The sequence below is a fragment of the Caballeronia sp. LjRoot31 genome, from assembly GCF_964253885.1.
Classification (GTDB): Bacteria; Pseudomonadota; Gammaproteobacteria; order Burkholderiales; family Burkholderiaceae; genus Caballeronia.
The window spans coordinates 942,113-958,489 of the sequence record NZ_CAXURX020000002.1; the positions used below are offsets into that span (position 1 = coordinate 942,113).

Annotated in this window: 13 protein-coding genes and 1 pseudogene; 5 read left to right on the top strand and 9 right to left on the bottom strand. The window is 61.1% G+C overall.

The genetic code is table 11. The features are described from left to right. The 3 genes from ACSQ8V_RS22640 to ACSQ8V_RS22650 all read left to right on the top strand — a co-directional run bounded on the left by ACSQ8V_RS22640 (position 1) and on the right by ACSQ8V_RS22650 (position 3,135). Positions 1 to 1,548, top strand: coding sequence for a CoA-acylating methylmalonate-semialdehyde dehydrogenase (locus ACSQ8V_RS22640; RefSeq protein WP_436183778.1), 1,548 nt, complete (start codon positions 1 to 3; stop codon positions 1,546 to 1,548). A 36-nt stretch (positions 1,549 to 1,584) separates the two neighbouring features. After that, positions 1,585 to 2,475, top strand: coding sequence for a 3-hydroxyisobutyrate dehydrogenase (gene mmsB, locus ACSQ8V_RS22645; RefSeq protein ID WP_436183779.1), 891 nt, complete (start codon positions 1,585 to 1,587; stop codon positions 2,473 to 2,475). Between the two features lie 312 nt (positions 2,476 to 2,787). Continuing rightward, positions 2,788 to 3,135, top strand: a complete 348-nt coding sequence (locus ACSQ8V_RS22650) for a hypothetical protein (protein ID WP_436183780.1) — start codon at positions 2,788 to 2,790, stop codon at positions 3,133 to 3,135. 126 nt (positions 3,136 to 3,261) lie between these two features. Here the strand turns inward: ACSQ8V_RS22650 and ACSQ8V_RS22655 are convergent, their stop codons facing one another. The 4 genes from ACSQ8V_RS22655 to pdxY form a co-directional block, all read right to left on the bottom strand. Further along, positions 3,262 to 4,698 carry a dihydrolipoyl dehydrogenase gene (locus ACSQ8V_RS22655; RefSeq protein ID WP_436207222.1) on the bottom strand — a complete coding sequence of 479 codons (1,437 nt, stop codon included), beginning with the start codon at positions 4,696 to 4,698 and terminating at the stop codon, positions 3,262 to 3,264. A 46-nt stretch (positions 4,699 to 4,744) separates the two neighbouring features. Continuing rightward, on the bottom strand, positions 4,745 to 6,583 hold the full coding sequence (locus ACSQ8V_RS22660; RefSeq protein ID WP_436207223.1) for a glycoside hydrolase family 15 protein: 1,839 nt from the start codon (positions 6,581 to 6,583) through the stop codon (positions 4,745 to 4,747). Next, a complete protein-coding gene (locus tag ACSQ8V_RS22665) occupies positions 6,576 to 7,376 on the bottom strand; it encodes an SDR family oxidoreductase (protein ID WP_436207224.1) in 801 nt (266 codons plus the stop codon). Before ACSQ8V_RS22665 ends, ACSQ8V_RS22660 begins: the two co-directional genes overlap by 8 nt. A gap of 150 nt (positions 7,377 to 7,526) precedes the next feature. Beyond that, positions 7,527 to 8,390 carry a pyridoxal kinase PdxY gene (pdxY, locus tag ACSQ8V_RS22670; protein WP_436207225.1) on the bottom strand — a complete coding sequence of 288 codons (864 nt, stop codon included), beginning with the start codon at positions 8,388 to 8,390 and terminating at the stop codon, positions 7,527 to 7,529. 474 nt (positions 8,391 to 8,864) lie between these two features. On the opposite strand from pdxY, the gene glgC reads away from it, so the two are divergent. Then, complete coding sequence (gene glgC / locus ACSQ8V_RS22675; RefSeq protein WP_436207226.1) at positions 8,865 to 10,142, top strand: glucose-1-phosphate adenylyltransferase; 1,278 nt, start codon at positions 8,865 to 8,867, stop codon at positions 10,140 to 10,142. 40 nt (positions 10,143 to 10,182) lie between these two features. Then, complete coding sequence (gene glgA / locus ACSQ8V_RS22680; protein WP_436207227.1) at positions 10,183 to 11,658, top strand: glycogen synthase GlgA; 1,476 nt, start codon at positions 10,183 to 10,185, stop codon at positions 11,656 to 11,658. 6 nt (positions 11,659 to 11,664) lie between these two features. Here glgA and ACSQ8V_RS22685 read toward each other — a convergent pair. From ACSQ8V_RS22685 to narI, 5 genes and pseudogenes are all read right to left on the bottom strand, one after another. After that, a pseudogene (locus tag ACSQ8V_RS22685) lies at positions 11,665 to 12,341 on the bottom strand (response regulator). Beyond that, positions 12,338 to 14,332, bottom strand: coding sequence for a type IV pili methyl-accepting chemotaxis transducer N-terminal domain-containing protein (locus ACSQ8V_RS22690; protein WP_436207228.1), 1,995 nt, complete (start codon positions 14,330 to 14,332; stop codon positions 12,338 to 12,340). Before ACSQ8V_RS22690 ends, ACSQ8V_RS22685 begins: the two are co-directional and overlap by 4 nt. A 37-nt stretch (positions 14,333 to 14,369) precedes the next feature. Beyond that, entirely contained in the window at positions 14,370 to 14,924 is a 555-nt protein-coding gene (gene mobB / locus ACSQ8V_RS22695; RefSeq protein ID WP_213762174.1) for a molybdopterin-guanine dinucleotide biosynthesis protein B, read from the bottom strand. Continuing rightward, entirely contained in the window at positions 14,921 to 15,667 is a 747-nt protein-coding gene (locus tag ACSQ8V_RS22700; protein ID WP_436207229.1) for a peptidylprolyl isomerase, read from the bottom strand. Before ACSQ8V_RS22700 ends, mobB begins: the two co-directional genes overlap by 4 nt. A 19-nt stretch (positions 15,668 to 15,686) precedes the next feature. After that, positions 15,687 to 16,364: a respiratory nitrate reductase subunit gamma gene (narI, locus tag ACSQ8V_RS22705; RefSeq protein ID WP_436207230.1), complete on the bottom strand. Its 678-nt coding sequence runs from the start codon at positions 16,362 to 16,364 to the stop codon at positions 15,687 to 15,689. Positions 16,365 to 16,377: the final 13 nt, after the last annotated feature.

Below are 16,377 nucleotides of genomic sequence, written 5' to 3' on the forward strand. Positions count from 1 at the left end.
ATGAATACTGCTGCTGCTGACCGTCCGGCGCAGGCCGAACAATCCAACGCCGGCGTGCGCACGGCCAAATTGCTGATCGATGGCAAGTTCGTTGAATCGACGACGCAAGAGTGGCGCGATATCGTTAATCCCGCGACCCAGGACGTGGTCGGCCGGGTGCCGTTCGCGACCAGGGCAGAAGTCGATGCCGCCGTGGCGTCGGCGGCAAAAGCGTTCCAGACGTGGCGCCTCACGCCGCTTGGCGCACGCATGCGCGTGATGCTGCGGTTCCAGGATCTGGTGCGCCAGAACATGAAGCGGATCGCGCAGACGCTGACGGCCGAGCAGGGCAAGACGCTGCCCGATGCCGAAGGCGATATCTTCCGCGGCCTTGAGGTGATCGAACATGCGTGTTCGATCGGCACGCTGCAGCAGGGCGAATTCTCCGAGAATGTCGCGGGCGGCGTGGACACCTACACGCTGCGCCAGCCAATAGGCGTGTGCGCCGGCATCACGCCGTTCAACTTCCCCGCGATGATCCCGCTGTGGATGTTCCCGATGGCGATCGTTTGCGGCAATACGTTCGTGCTGAAGCCGTCGGAACAGGATCCGTTGTCCACCATGGAGCTGGTCGAGCTGGCGCTCGAGGCCGGCATTCCGGCGGGCGTGCTGAACGTGGTGCACGGTGGCAAGGACGTGGTCGACGCGATCTGCACGCATCCCGACATCAAGGCGATTTCGTTCGTCGGATCGACGCATGTGGGTACGCATGTGTACAACCTTGGCAGCCAGCACGGCAAGCGTGTGCAGGCCATGATGGGCGCGAAGAATCACGCGGTCGTGCTGCCCGATGCGAACCGCGAGCAGACGCTGAACGCGCTTGCCGGCGCGGGTTTTGGCGCGGCGGGACAGCGTTGCATGGCGACGTCGGTCGTGGTGTTCGTGGGGGCATCGAAGGACTGGTTGCCGGAGTTGGTCGAGCGTGCGCGCGGCTTGTCCGTGAACGGTGGTACGGAGGCGAATACCGATGTGGGCCCGGTCGTCTCGCGAGCGGCGAAGGAACGGATCCTGGGGCTCATAGAAACCGGTGTGAAAGAAGGCGCAACGCTTTCGCTGGATGGCCGCGATGTAAAGGTCGAGGGTTATGAGAAGGGCAATTTCATTGGCCCGACGGTGTTCTCAGGCGTCACCACCGACATGACCATCTACAAGCAGGAGATCTTCGGTCCCGTGATTTGTGTGCTGGAAGCTGCAACGCTTGACGATGCCATTGCATTGGTCAATCGCAATCCGATGGGCAACGGCGTCGGCCTCTTTACGCAGAGCGGCGCGGCGGCGCGCAAGTTCCAGAGCGAGATCGATGTCGGCCAGGTAGGGATCAACATTCCCATTCCCGTGCCTGTGCCTTATTTCAGTTTTACCGGCTCGCGCGGGTCGAAGCTGGGCGATCTTGGCCCGTACGGCAAACAGGTCGTGCAGTTCTACACACAAACGAAAACCGTCACGTCACGCTGGTTCGACGACGCCACCGTCAACGACGGCGTGAACACCACTATTTCGCTGCGCTAAAGCCACTTATCCGGTGAAATAAAAAAGGGGAACGCAATGGAAATCGGCTTTATCGGACTGGGCAACATGGGCGGGCCCATGGCCGCCAACTTGCTTAAAGCAGGGCATTCGCTGACGGTGTTTGATTTATCGAAGGCGGCGTTGCAGGCGGCTGTCGACGCAGGCGCGCGGACCGCTGTTTCGCCCCGTGAGGCGGCGCAGACAAGCGAGGTGGTGATCACCATGCTGCCGGCCGCCGCGCACGTGAAGGCCGTGTATCTGAATGCCGATGGCGTACTCGCCGGGGTTCGTCCGGGCGTGCCGCTGATCGACAGCAGTACGATCGATCCGGCGACCGCGCGCCTGGTCGGAGAAGCCGCATTGAAGCAGGGTAATCCGTTCGCCGATGCTCCCGTGTCCGGGGGCACCGGCGGCGCGCAGGCGGGCACGCTGACGTTCATGGTCGGCGCCGATGCGGCGTTGTTCGACACGCTCAAACCGGTGCTCGCCGGCATGGGCAAGAACATGGTTCAGTGCGGCGAAACAGGGACGGGTCAGATCGCGAAAATCTGCAACAACCTGCTGCTCGGCATTTCGATGATCGGCGTGGCGGAAGCGATGAAACTTGGTGCGTCGCTCGGGATCGAACCCAATAAGCTTGCCGGAATCATCAACACATCGACGGGTCGTTGCTGGAGTGCCGATACGTGTAATCCCTACCCGAACGTTTTACCTAACGCGCCTTCTTCACGCGGGTATACCGGGGGGTTCGGGGCCGATCTCATGTTGAAGGATCTGGGACTGGCGGTTGATGCAGCGCGTCAAGTCAAACAGCCCATTTTGCTTGGCGCGCTCGCGCAACAGCTTTACCAGACCATGAGCATGCAGGGCTTGGGCGGGTTGGACTTCTCCGCCATTATCAAGCTGTACGGTAGCGAGGATGCCTGATTAAAACTCGCTGATCGCGAATTGCTGCAGCGCATTTTATGTGACCTATTAAGCTGCGTTGCAGCATCGCAAGTCGCTCTGCCATGCTAACCAAGGACATGGGGAATACGATGATTCGCTTCTTCTGATTTTGGCCTATTCTCAGAGCACGACGTTCATGTCTTCATTCTAATTAGTAAGTAACTTATGAACCGAGTTACGAACTGAGTGATGAAGACAGCGAAGCCGCTTTGAGGTAACTCATCAGGTGAGTTAAATGAGTTAAAGCCAGCGAAATGCTGGCGGCAAATAGTCAGGATCAAGGAGAGCCAGATGCAAACAACTCGTCACTTTCATATGGAATTGCGGCACGCAACAATGCCGACCTACGTGTTCAGCTACCTGTTCCCGTTGGCGCTGCTGGCGTATGAGTTATGGCGCGTAGGTTCATGGGTGGCCATGCGTGGTTTCAACTTCTCGGACTTCAATTCGATGGGGTATGAGTTCGCGCTGATGCTAGCCGTGTTTGCAATACAGATCGTGGTGGAAATCGCATTTATGGCTGCGGCCATGTTGACGAAACACCATGACGTTGCACATCGTGCGGCTAACTTGCTGCTCGGCGTATTCTGCTCGATGGTCGTGCTTGGGTTCGACCTTGCGCTCCAATATGCAATGTAACGGGCAATATAAATAAATGCGTGCGCGCTGTAAGCGGTAGCGCTATTCAGGTTCTCGCAGCAATAAAAAGCCTGTTCGAATGGTTTGTTCGAGCGGGCTTTTTACGTTGGTCTTTTTAAGCGCGGGTCAGCAACCTGCCGCGTTGGGCAATTCGGGTGCGGTCTGCGCGCGTGATTCAAAACATTTCTTGTTCGCTTCTTTGAGCGCCGTGCGCAATCCTTCCTCGATCACCGGGTGATAAAACGGCAGCTTCAGCATGTCTTCCACGGACAGTTCCAGTTGCAATGCCCAGGCAATCAGATGGCCGAGATGTTCAACGGCGGGTCCACACCCTTGGGCTCCCAGCAACTTGCCGGTCTTGGCGTGGGCATAGACATGCAGCAAACCCCGGTTTTGGCGTAGCACGCGACTGCGCCCCTGCGTTTCAAACGACACGGTTCCGGTCACTGTCATCTGCTTGTCGAGGTCGTCGTAGGACGCACCTACGCTGGCGACTTGCGGCTCGCAGAACACGATCGAAAACGGCACCTTGCGTTTGACCGATTGCACATCCGGGAAACGCGCGGCATTGTCGCCGGCGAGCTTGCCTTCGTCGGCGGCATCGGAGAGAAAGGGACGCGTGCCGTCGCAATCGCCGGCCATGAAGATGCTGCTGTCGCCACACTGCATCGACTGCTCGTTGAACAGGGGAACGCCCTTGTCGTTGAGCTCGATGCCGGTCTTTTCAAGCTGCAGTGAAGTCAGTACCGGTTTCCTGCCGGTCGCCACGAGCACCCGGTCGAAGCGCTCGGTGCGCTCGGTTCCGTCCAGGGCTTTAAAGCGGATCGTTGGCTCGCCATCCTGCATCGATTTTTCGAGGATGGTCGCGTCGGGGTCAAAGTAAAACTCTTGCTGCAGCGCTTCAATCAAGGCTTCGCGCACAGGGGTATCCGTCAACGCGCCAACCTGGTTCTTCTGGCCGAACATGAATACGTTCACGCCGAGCCGCGCGAATGCCTGGCCGAGTTCGAGGGCGATAGGGCCGGCGCCGAATACCGCGCAGCGATTGGGCAAGGTCTTCAGGTCGAAGACATCGTCGCTAGTAATGAGACGGTCGCCGAACAGCTTGAAGTCGTCCGGAATAACGGATGCCGAACCCGTCGCGATGACCACGCTCGTGGCTTCCACGCAGGCGAAGTCATCGATAAGAAGAACGTTGCGCGATTCGAAGCGGGCAAAGCCGCGGATGATCGTGTCCTGCGGAAACGAATCCGTTTCCTTCAGCACGCCCTTGACGAAATAATCGCGCTCGCTGCGGACATAAGCGAGCACATGCTCACCGTTGACTTCAAGCGCATGCGTGCCTTCAATGCCCCGGGGCGCCTGCGCCTTCGCGTCGTGCAGGCCATTGGCGGCAGCGAGCAGCAGCTTGGACGGCATGCAGCCCACGCGCGCGCAGGTCGTGCCGAGTTCGGCGCCCTCTATCAGCACGACCTGCTTGCCCGCTAGCCGTGCTGCGCGATACGCGGCCATGCCGGCCGTCCCTGCACCAATGACGGCAACGTCCACCTTGATCTGCTTCATCGATACCCTTGGTTGGATGCGCTCGAGCCTGTGCGCGAGCCTGTCTTCACGACCACTGCGGATGTGCCCCGTCCAGGCTCCGGTCAAGCTGGAACGCGGTGCTGATCAGCGCAAGATGGGTTAGTGCCTGCGGGAAATTGCCCAACGCTTCGCCACTGATGGCGACCTCTTCAGAGTAAAGGCCGACATGGTTGGCATAAGCCAGCATCTTCTCGAATACAAGCCGTCCTTCGTCCACTCGCCCCGCGCGCACGAGTGCTTCCGCATACCAGAACGAACACGCGCTGAACCCGCCTTCCTCGCCGGGAAGGCCGTCTAGCGAATCACCGCGCGTATAGCGGAAGATCAGCGGATCGACGCCTAGCTCTCCGCCGATTGCATCGAGCGTGGACAGCCAGCGCGGGTCCTTCGGGCCGATGAAACGCACGAGCGGCATCATCAGCGTCGATGCATCGAGGGTCTTCGAATCGGGCGTCTGAACGAAGCTCTGTAGCTCGTCGTTCCAGAAGTGCGCGTAGATATCTTCGTGAATGGCATCGCGGACCGCGTTCCATTCAGCGAACGGCGCGGGCAGCGAACGTTTTTGAGCGAGGCGTATCGCGCGGTCCATCGCGACCCAGCACATCAGTCGCGAATGCAGCAGGGGCCGCTCGCCGTTGCGAAATTCCCAGATGCCCTGGTCTGCCTTCTGCCAGTTTTCCGCCACGAAATGCACGGTGCGCGTCACGTGGCGCCAGCCGTCGTAGGAAATTGCTTCGCCATATTTGTTGTAGAGATAAATTGCGTCCAGCAGCGCGCCGTAGACGTCGAGCTGCGTCTGGTCGCGCGCGGCATTGCCGATCAGCGGAGGCTCGGCGCCGCTGCCGTACAGTTCCGGGACAACTTCTTCTTCCGGCGACTCTTCGCCGTCTACCGCGTACATCACGCTCAATGAGCCGTCCGAGTCGCAGTGTTTGTTGCGCTCGGCGATCCAGTTCTTGAAGTTGCGCGCCTCGCCCGTATAGCCGAGCCGAAGCAGCGCGTAGACGGAGAATGCTGCGTCGCGAATCCAGGTGTATCGATAATCCCAGCGGCGTCCGCCGTCCGATGTCTCCGGCAGCCCGAACGTGGGCGCGGCGACGATCGCACCGGTTGCGCGCGAGCTCAGCACCTTGAGCAGCAGGGCCGAGCGCATCACCACTTCACGATAGCGGCCACGGTAGGTGGATTGCCGCGACCATCCGCGCCAGAAGTCGATGGTGTCGGACAGCGCTTGCTTGCAAGGAAGCGTCTTGCGCATCGCGTCGGATTCCGCGCCGAAGATGAAGCAGGCCATCTCGTCTTGCTTGAGATCGAAGCTGGCGACGGCGTCTTGATGATCGATCGCCAGCGGCACGGTTGCATCCAATGTGAGTGCTTCCGTCGGAGCGCCGGCTGCCTCGCCTGCAGGCGTGAAACGCAACGTATTGGCGTCGACCTGCGCGGTTTCATGACTGCCGCGGGCATAGTCGAAACGCGGCGCGCAGCGCATTCGCACTGACATATCGCCGTAGATCGCACGCACTATCCGCACCACGCAATTGGACGTCGCCTTCGCGTCGTCATCCGAGTCCGCGACCGGCATGAAGTCGACGACCTCGCACACGGCCCCCGCCGACATGAAGCGCGTGAGCAGCACGTTCGTTTCCGGCAGGTACATCTGCTTCGCGCGCGAGACTTCGAACGCCGGCATGATGCTGAACGCACCGCCTCGTTCCGGATGCAGCAGCGACCCGAACACGGTCGGCGAATCGATGCGTGGAAAACACATGAAGTCGATCACGCCTTCGGTCGACACCAGCGCGGTCGTGCGCATGTTGCCGATCAGTCCATGCGCGTCGGAGCGGTTTTCCCGAGGGCTAACCATTGTCCGCAAAGCCCGGATACAGGGTCATGCCGCCGTCGACGAACAAGGTGGTGCCAACCACATAGTCGCTGTCGTCGGAGGCCAGCCAGACCGCTGCCCGGCCGATATCCTCGCTCTCGCCAATCCGGCCGTAGGGCACGAGTTCGAGCAGCGCCTTCAGCGCTTCGGGGCTGTCCCACGCGGCCTTGTTGATCGGCGTGCGGATGGCGCCCGGCGCGATCGAATTCACGCGGATCCTGTGCGGCGCGACTTCCTGCGCGAGCGATTTCATCATCATCTGGATGCCGCCCTTCGACGACGCATAGTTGACATGTCCCGCCCACGGAATGACTTCATGCACCGAGCTCATGCAGATGATCTTGCCCAGCGCCCGGGACACGGGACGCGGGCCGCGCCGGAGAAATTCACGCACGGCGCGTTGAGCGGTGAGGAACTGGCCCGTGAGGTTCACGTTCATCACGGCGTTCCAGTCGGCGAGCGTCATGTCGACGAACTTCGCGTCCTTCTGCAAGCCGGAATTCGCGACGACGATGTCCACCGTGCCGAAACGCTTGATCAGCGTGTCGAACATGGCGTCGATATCGGCTTCGTCCGAGACGTCGGCCTGAAGCGCGATAGCCTGGCCGCCGGCTTTTTCTATCGATGCCGCGAGCGTTTCAGCGGCTTCGCCATGCGAGTGATAGTTGATGGCGACGCTCGCGCCGGCATTAGCGAGCGCTTGCGCGACTCCGTAGCCTATGCCCGAACTGCCGCCGGTGACGAGTGCGACCTGACCTTCGAGTACTGGGTTCATAACGTTCCCGATGGGATGCGAAGCGCGTCGCGTGCGCCGCCTTGTCACTGCGTAGCGCCTGCGAGGGCCGGCCTGGGCCGGAGACGTCAGGGGATGGAGCAAGCGCCGGTCCTGCCCCGGGAACGGGTTCACAGTCCGGAACCAGCAGTCCTACTCGGCATCCACCCCAATCGCGGGAAAACGTTCCGTGGGATACGCGATTTCGTCCTGCGACGCGACGATCTCAAGTTCGTAGCGCCCGGCCTGGAACGTGGTCCTGACCACGGCGTTCACCGCGGCAAGCGTGTGTTCCAGCGCGGCACGCACCGAGTCGCCCAGTAGCGTGCGCGCGAGAAATACCGCGCTGGTCAAGTCGCCTACGCCGACCGGTTGCCGTGCGAACGGGTAGAGCGGCCGTTGCGCGAACCACGCTTCGGTCGCGGTCACGGCGAGCATGTTGAAGGTATCGGCGCGGCTGTTTTTGTCGATCAGATGTTTGACAAGCACGACTGTCGGACCGCGGGCGATCACCTCGCGGCACGCGGCGACCGCTTCGTCGACCGTCTCGATGGTGCGCCCCGTCAGCTTCTGCAATTCGATGTGATTCGGTGTCATAGCATCGGCGACTTCGGGCATGGTATTCACCAAAAATTCCTGGATGCCGGGTTCGACGATGCAGCCGCTGGTGGTGCCCATGACCGGGTCGCAGAAATAGCGCGCTTTCGGGTTGACGGCTTTCACCATCCTGACAATTTCCACAACTGCGGCGCCGTGCTCGGGCGAGCCGAGATAGCCCGACAGGATCGCATTGCAGCGCGACAGCACGCCGATAGCACCAATCCCCTCGATCACGCGCGTCAGTTCTTCAGCATCGACAACACTGCCGGTCCAGCGGCCGTATTGCGTGTGATTCGAGAACTGCACGGTGTTGAGCGGCCAGACGTTGACGCCCATGCGGCGCATGGGAAAGACAGCCGCGCTGTTGCCTGCGTGGCCGAAGACCACATGTGACTGGATACTGAGGACGTTTTGCATGATTGGTTTTTAGCGAGGTGCAGGACAGCGGCCAAGGGCCGCGCACGAAAACCGCATGCATGTTAGGCATGCCAGACATCATTGTGCCGTGGTTTTTGCCCCGGCCGGAAGAACCGGTTCGCAAAACGTTGCCGCAGGGGAACTGCCGTCGGCGGAACCTGCTTGGCATGAGGATTGCTACGCCACATCGTTTTCTTATACCTGCTGCGAACACGAATCAATCCGCGGACAGAGTCCATCGGATTGCGAAGCGATTTTGACGGTCACGCACGTCAATTTCCGAAAAGCAGGTGCGAACTATTCACCTTTGCAGCAAAATCATCCCAGCCGCTCCATTAATTGTCGTTCCAATCCTCTGGAGAAAACCACCCCAATCCAATTGAGTCATTCGCCAGCAAGCACCCGGTAAACAGCTAAAAACAGCTGAAACAAGCTACAAAAGGCCAGAGACAGGCCGCAAAACAGGAGGTCGGTATGGAGACGCTGACAGGAAATCGTACGGATCTGCAGAAGAACACGCTGGCTATTGTCCTGGCGGGCGGCCGGGGTACCCGACTCGGACCGCTTACGAATAAACGCGTCAAACCAGCAGTGCATTTTGGCGGCAAATACCGGATCGTGGATTTCGCATTGTCGAATTGCCTGAATTCAGGCATCCGGCGTATCGCGGTCGTCACTCAATACAAGGCGCATTCGCTCTTGCGCCACCTGCAGCGCGGCTGGGGTTTCCTGCGCGGCGAGTTCAACGAGTTCATCGATATCTGGCCGGCCCAGCAACGCGTTGATTCAAGCTGGTACAGGGGGACGGCGGACGCGGTTTTCCAGAATCTCGACATCATCCGGTCGATCGGGCCCGAGTACATCATCGTGCTGGCGGGAGATCACATCTACAAGCAGGACTACACGCGCATGATTCTCGATCACGTCGAGAGCGGCGCGGATTGCACGGTCGGCTGTATTGAAGTGCCGCGCATGGAAGCGACCGCGTTCGGCGTGATGCACGTCGACGCGCAGCGCCGCATAACGGATTTCCTGGAAAAGCCGGAGGACCCTCCCGCGATGCCGGGCAAGCCCGACGTCGCGCTCGCGAGCATGGGCATCTATGTGTTCAGCGCGAAGTATCTGTATCAATTGCTCGAAGAGAACATTGAAACGTCGGATACGGATCATGACTTCGGCAAGGACATCCTGCCACGCGTGGTAACGAGCGGCAAGGCGATCGCGCACCCGTTCGGGATGTCGTGCGTGACCTCCGAAACCGATCCGAACGCGCCCCCGTACTGGCGCGACGTGGGCACCGTGGACGCATACTGGTCGGCGAACCTGGATCTCGCGTCGACCATTCCCGCGCTCGACCTCTACGACCGAAAATGGCCCATCTGGACGAACCAGGAGCAATTGCCGCCGGGCAAGTTCGTGCGTGACCTGCACGGGCAGCAGGGCGCAATTAACAATCTGCTGGTGTGCGGCGGCTGTGTGATATCGGGTTCGCAAGTCGCGCGATCGGTGTTTTCATCGGCGGTGCGGGTGCATTCGTTCTGTCATATCAACGAAGCCGTGCTGTTGCCGCAGGTGACCGTTGGACCAAGTTGCCGCCTGAAGCGCGTGGTGATCGACCGGGGTTGCACGCTGCCCGAGGGGCTGGTCATAGGCGAGGATCCCGATTACGATGCCGAGCGGTTTTTCCGGACTGAAAATGGCGTGGTGCTCGTGACACAGGATGCACTGACACGTCTCGGACAAGCCAGGTAGTCATAATTCGGGCGACCGGAAACAAGCCAATGGGGAATCGATGACCGTATGCGTGCTGCATGTTGCAGCGGAGATGTATCCGCTTTTGAAAACCGGCGGCCTCGCCGATGTCGTTGGCGCATTGCCGCCGGCCCAGACGCAACTGGGCACGAATGCCCGCGTGATCCTGCCGGCGTTTCCTTCGGTGGTGGCGGGCCTGACGCAGATCGAGCCGGTAGCCGACCTTGGCTGGGCGTTTGGCATAGACAACGTGCGACTCGAGCGGGGTTTGCTCGAACCGCACGGAATCGTGGTCTACGTGGTGCGCGCGGACGCGTTCTACGATCGGCCCGGCAATCCGTATCTGGACGGCTCGCATACGCAATATGCCGATAGCGACCGGCGTTTCGCGCTGCTCGGCTGGGCGGCGGCGCGCGTGGCGACGGGTGCCGACCCGGCGTGGAAACCCGACGTCCTGCACGCGCATGACTGGCACGCCGGCTTGGCGCCCGCGTATTTGAGGGCACGCGAGCGGGAGACGGGCGTGGCGCGCGTGCCGTCGGTCATGACGGTCCATAACCTCGCGTATCAGGGCGTCTTTCCTGCCGCGGAATTCGGTGTGCTGCAGTTACCGGCGGATTTTTTCTCCATCGATGGCGTCGAGTTCTACGGTCATCTGTCGTTTCTCAAAGCCGGGCTGTTCTACGCGGACCGCATCACAACCGTGAGCCCGACCTACGCACGCGAGATTCAAACCCATGCGCAGGGCGCCGGGCTTGACGGATTGCTGCGCACCCGCACGCACGACATCAGCGGCATTCTCAACGGCGTCGATCAGACGGTGTGGAATCCGGCGACCGATACCACCATCGACACGCAATACTCGATCGAAAAATTCACTGGCAAAGCGAAGTGCAAAGCCGCGTTGCAGGAACGGGTCGGCCTCGCGCGTGAGCCAGATGCCTTGCTGTTCGGCGTGGTGAGCCGGCTGACGGAGCAGAAGGGGATTGATCTCTTGCTGTCAGTCATTCCGGATATCGTCCAGCGCGGCGGTCAACTCGTCGTACTGGGCACCGGCGATCCGGCGCTTGAAAACGGCCTCAAGAACGCCGCGCTGGCGCATCCGCAAGCGGTTGCCGTAGAGCTGGGATTCGACGAAACGCTTTCTCATTCGATTATCGCGGGCAGCGACATCGTGATGGTTCCGTCGCGCTTTGAGCCGTGCGGCCTGACGCAGTTGTACGCGCTGGCATACGGTTCACTGCCGCTCGTTCATTGCGTGGGCGGTCTTGCCGACACCGTGACGGATGCGTCGCTGGAGAATCTCGCTGACGACCTGGCTACCGGTTTTGTGTTCGAGAAATTCGACCGGCCATCGATTGTTGCCGCGATCCGGCGCGCGTTCGCATTGAAGCAGCGGCGGCTGGAATGGAAGGCCGTCGTGCGTCGCGCGATGGAACAGGACTTCGGCTGGGAAGCGTCCGCGTTGCGATACGTCGATGTGTATCGCGAGCTGATCGGGGCGAAGGCACGTTAGTCGGAGTTAGTCGTTCAGGTCGCGTGCGAGCGCATGAATCGCGATCTGCACGCGGCTCGACAGATTGAGCTTGCGAAGCACGTTGCGCACGTGGATCTTCACGGTGCTTTCGGCCAGGTCGAGTTCACGCGCAATATCCTTGTTGCTCGCGCCGCGCGCCAGGATCCGCACGATGTCGCGTTCTCTTGGCGTCAATGCAGGCGACTCCGGCGAGCCGCGTGGTTCAAGTGACGGCGGCGGCGCAGTATCTTCTGCGCGCACCGGTGTTCTCATTTGCGCGATCAGCCGCTGAGTCATGCTCTCCGCGATCACGGATTCGCCCTCGGCCGCGCGGCGGATCATGGTGGCAAGTGCGTCGGCTTCCATGTTTTTCAACAGATAGCCGCATGCACCTTCACGCAGCGCGCGAGTCAGTTCATCCACATCTTCCGATACGGTCAGCATGATGACCGCGGTGTCCGGCAAATCCTGCTGGAGCAACTGCAACGTTTCGATACCCGACAACCCCGGCATATTCAGATCGAGCAGGACCACGTCCGGCCGATGCTGCTTCGCGCGCTTGAACCCTTCGATACCATCGGCGGCGTCGTCCACGACTTCGAAGTCGGGCTGACGCTGCAATAACGCGCGCACACCGGAGCGAAACAGCGGTGGTCATCGATTAAAAGAATGCGGATGGTCATGCTGCCTGCCGTTCGCTGACGGGCAGCAGAAGGTGGACGCGTGCGCCCTTGCCAGGTTCGCTGCTCAGCTCTAATTGCGCCCCGAGACGCGCTGCGCGTTCACGCATGATGTGAAAACCGACGTGGGCTTCGCCTCGACTGGCGATATTGGCGGGATCGTAACCGTCGCCGTTGTCTTGTATCGTCAGTTCAAAATCACGGGCGTTCGTGAGCGCAATGTGGACCTGCGTAGCCGACGCATGTTTGCGAATGTTCGACAACGCCTCCTGAAGAATGAACAGCACCTGTAGCTGCTGGTCGGGCGGCAAGGGCAGTCCGCCCGCTTCGTCGTAGTCGAGGCTGACTTGTGTCTCCGTTTGCCGTTCGAAGCGCGTTACCGTCTCGTCCACGGCGTCGCGAAGGTTGCCGGTCGCGAACTTCGTGCGGAAATTGACGAGCAGTTCACGCACGTCCTCATAACTTTCCTCAAGACCTCCGCGTAACAACGGCGCGATCTCGCGCACTTCGTTCATGTCGTCGCGGCTTGCGGCGTTATCGAGTAAATGCAGTTGCAGCTTCAGGAAATTCAGGCTCTGCGCGATGCTGTCATGCAGCCCCTGCGCGACCAGGTGACGTTCCTGCGCGACCGCAAGCTGACGCGCGGCCGTGGCAAGCCGATGGTTCTGCAAAGCCGTGCCCAGATGTTTGCCGAGCGTTTCAAGCAGGCGCGTTTCCGATGGCAGCACCGGGCGGTCGCCGCGAAAGTGCAGCGAGAACGAACCCAGCGCAAGCTCATGCGAGACGATACCGAAGGCCGCGACCGCATCGAAACCTGCCTTGCCGCAATGGGTCGCGGGACCGCTGTCTACCATCTGCTGCATGCGTAGATCGCGCACGACCGAGAGACCGCCGGTGGCTGCCGCGCCGCACACGCAGGTGCTTGCCGGCATGCAGCGCTCCGCGTTCAGCAGCGGCTCCGGCAAACCTTCGGACACGACTACGTGCAGGTTGTCCGCGTCTTGAGCGAGCACGCGGACGGTGCCTGCGTCGGCGTTGAACTGACGCATCACGCGCGCAAGAAAACCGCGGCACAGCACTTCAACGTCATGCGCGCCATGCAGGAACGCGGTCATCTCGTAGAGTGCGACCAGTTCGCCGTTGCGGGTGGCAAGTTGCGCGGTTTTGCTCGTCACGCGTAGCGCGAGGTCCCGGTACAAACTCTGAAGTTCGCTTGCCATCCGGTTGAAACCCTCCGCAAGATGACCGAACTCGTCGCGCGACTCGACCGGCAAACGGGCGCTGAATTCGCGTTGTTCGATACGGGACAGCCCACGCTCCAGACGTCGTACGGGCGTCACGAACCACGCGTATAGCAGGTACACGATTGCGATCGTGCCCACGCACGCGAGTGCCGCAAGGGCCATTTGCCAGCGCCGCAACCAGGCTGTCTTGCGGGCGTTTTCGCGTTCGATCATGCGCACCAGTGCATCGGCTTCGGCAACGAATGCGGGCAGCCGGGCGAGATACAGCGAGGGGGTATCGATGGAACTTGACGCGTCGTGCGTGATCGCCTGCTTCAACGAGTCGTGCCACGCCTGCGACACGGCATCCAGCTGAGCGTGGATCGCAGGCATGGCAGGAAGGAATAATGGCCGCGCGGGGTCCCCGCTTTTCAACTGGGCCAGCGTGAGATCGAGCAGGGCGCTTTGCGAATTCACGTCGGCTTTACGGCCGGCCCGTGCTTCGTTGAGTTGAATGGCGATGTTGCCCGCCCGCATGCGAAGGCTGCCGGCGTCGTTGATCGCTGCGCCCGCGCCTTCGAGTTGCCACGAGAGCCAGAGCGTGCCCGCGATCATGGAAAGGACTAACGCCAGCGCAACGCCGGACAACGCGACAATGCGCGTGGATAACCGGTAACGGAACGGCGTGGCGAGCAGGGCCGGGGATGAGACCGGGGGTGAGACCTCGGGTGTGGCCGCGGGTGCAGCCCGATGAAGCGGATGATCGGACATGGAACTGCGTGCTTGCGCGACCGGAATGCAAAGGGTGCTAATTATCCGGTGTGCTGGCGTCCAATAGTGAGAGTCCGACTGTTTTACATATGAACTCACCAATACGGTCAACGTCCGCCAGAGGCAGAAGCGGGATCGCGGGTGCGTCATGAAGACGCGGGGCGTCGTTGGTCGCGATCGCGAGGATGGCCATGTCGGTCAGATACAGCGGGTCCCGGCCCGCCTCGGGACGCACGACTTCGAGGCGCGGCAAGACCTCGCGCGTGAAGCCTTCCACCAGCGTCAGGTCGGAGGGTGCAAGCCGTGCGACAAGTTCCGTCAACGGCGGCTCGGGCGCGTCATGCAGTTCGCGCACGATGGCATACCTGTACGGCGAGGCAATCAGCACCTCGCCCGCGCCGGCCGCCCGGAAACGTGCGCTGTCCTTGCCTGGCGGCTCGAGATCGATTGAATGATGGCTGTGCTTCACGACGTTCACCACCAGGCCGCGCGCGCGGAACCAGGGCAGGAGCGCCTCGATCAGCGTTGTCTTGCCCTGTCCCGAACGCCCGCAAATACCGAATATGCGCAGCTTCGCCGCTGCTTCTGTCATGTCGCTACCCCGTCTTTCCAGCCTTGGATATTAGCGCGTGCCACCGCTTCCATCACATAACGCCGCTCCGCAAGATCGCGCAGCGCCTGCGACATGGCGACGCGAATACGCAGCTCAACCTGCTCGAACGGCAACACCAGGCCCGGCGATTTTTCGTGAACCCGGATGATATGGAAGCCGAACTCCGTTTCCACAAGCACAGGGCAGAGGGTACCAGCAGGCGCGGCAAACACCGCACGTTCGAACGCCGCCACCGTATCGCCGCGGCCTATCTCGCCGAGCGCGCCGCCATCGATCCCCGACGGGCAATTCGACAAGGTACGCGCAAAATCAACGAACCGCAGTTCGAGGTCGTCGGCGTGAAGCAGTTCATCGAGTGTCTGTTGAGCGCGTTGACGCAGCGCCACCAGATCCACTCTTTCCGTAACCTGGAACAGGATATGGCTTACCCGCGCGCGCTCGTTCACCCGCCAGCGTTCCAGGTCAGCCAGGTAGTGGCGCTCGCACTCTTCATGCGTGGGCGCGGCCGCCTCGGCAAGCTGATGATCGAGCAACGCTTCGATCATCAGCTCGTCGCCCTGAGCGGAGGCGATGTGCAACTGAGCGGCTTCATCGAGCAGGACGCGGCGCAGGACAGCCGCGGTCAGCGCCGCCCGCTTTACATCCGGCGCGTCTGCATGAGCCGGCATTTCGCGCTCCAGGTCCGTGTCCGCGAGCTCCACGCCGTTAATGATGATCGCCATGATGTTCTCCTTGAACAGGTTAGCGCGGCCGCACGAGTTGCCATGCGCGGTTCAGGTACGTGACGGAAGCGAAGCCGCTCCAGACGTGCACGAGCCGGGTGAACGGGAAGATGACGAAGAGCGACATACCCATGAACAGATGCATCCGGAACACAAACGGTGCGGCCGCCACGTATTGCGCTGCGTCGCCTCGGAAGGTGACGACGTGCTGCGCCCAGGTCATGAGCTGGACCATCATGTGGCCGTCCATGTGACCCGCTGATTCCCGGATTGTCGACAAGCCGAGCAGCAGGGTAACGAGAATCCACAACAGCAGCACCTTGTCGCCGGTACGGGTCACGGCGGAAATACGCGCGTTGCTGACGCGCCGGTGAATCAGGATGACGAGACCGACGAGACACAGGGAGCCCATCACGCCGCCCGCGATCATCGCCACGGCTTGTTTCGTGCCGTGCTCGATCCCGAGCCAGTCCCAAACAGCAACCGGCGTGAGCAGGCCGCCAAGATGCCCGAAGAACAGCCCCAGAATACCGACGTGAAACAGGATGCTGCCTAGCCGCAGATTGCCGCGATGAAGCAACTGCGAACTGTCGGCTTTCCATGTGTACTGTTCGCGCTCGAACCGCGCGAAGCTGCCGAACAGGAAAATGGCGGCCGCAATATAGGGATAAATGCCGAACAAGAATTGATTGAGCATGAACGTGATCCCT

Bases quoted from the DNA above. Each gene is read 5' to 3' on its own strand.
- ACSQ8V_RS22640 (WP_436183778.1), top strand. From the start codon at position 1: ATGAATACTGCTGCTGCTGACCGTCCGGCGCAGGCCGAACAATCCAAC.
- mmsB (WP_436183779.1), top strand. From the start codon at position 1,585: ATGGAAATCGGCTTTATCGGACTGGGCAACATGGGCGGGCCCATGGCC.
- ACSQ8V_RS22650 (WP_436183780.1), top strand. From the start codon at position 2,788: ATGCAAACAACTCGTCACTTTCATATGGAATTGCGGCACGCAACAATG.
- ACSQ8V_RS22655 (WP_436207222.1), bottom strand. From the start codon at position 4,698: ATGAAGCAGATCAAGGTGGACGTTGCCGTCATTGGTGCAGGGACGGCC.
- ACSQ8V_RS22660 (WP_436207223.1), bottom strand. From the start codon at position 6,583: ATGGTTAGCCCTCGGGAAAACCGCTCCGACGCGCATGGACTGATCGGC.
- ACSQ8V_RS22665 (WP_436207224.1), bottom strand. From the start codon at position 7,376: ATGAACCCAGTACTCGAAGGTCAGGTCGCACTCGTCACCGGCGGCAGT.
- pdxY (WP_436207225.1), bottom strand. From the start codon at position 8,390: ATGCAAAACGTCCTCAGTATCCAGTCACATGTGGTCTTCGGCCACGCA.
- glgC (WP_436207226.1), top strand. From the start codon at position 8,865: ATGGAGACGCTGACAGGAAATCGTACGGATCTGCAGAAGAACACGCTG.
- glgA (WP_436207227.1), top strand. From the start codon at position 10,183: ATGACCGTATGCGTGCTGCATGTTGCAGCGGAGATGTATCCGCTTTTG.
- ACSQ8V_RS22690 (WP_436207228.1), bottom strand. From the start codon at position 14,332: ATGTCCGATCATCCGCTTCATCGGGCTGCACCCGCGGCCACACCCGAG.
- mobB (WP_213762174.1), bottom strand. From the start codon at position 14,924: ATGACAGAAGCAGCGGCGAAGCTGCGCATATTCGGTATTTGCGGGCGT.
- ACSQ8V_RS22700 (WP_436207229.1), bottom strand. From the start codon at position 15,667: ATGGCGATCATCATTAACGGCGTGGAGCTCGCGGACACGGACCTGGAG.
- narI (WP_436207230.1), bottom strand. From the start codon at position 16,364: ATGCTCAATCAATTCTTGTTCGGCATTTATCCCTATATTGCGGCCGCC.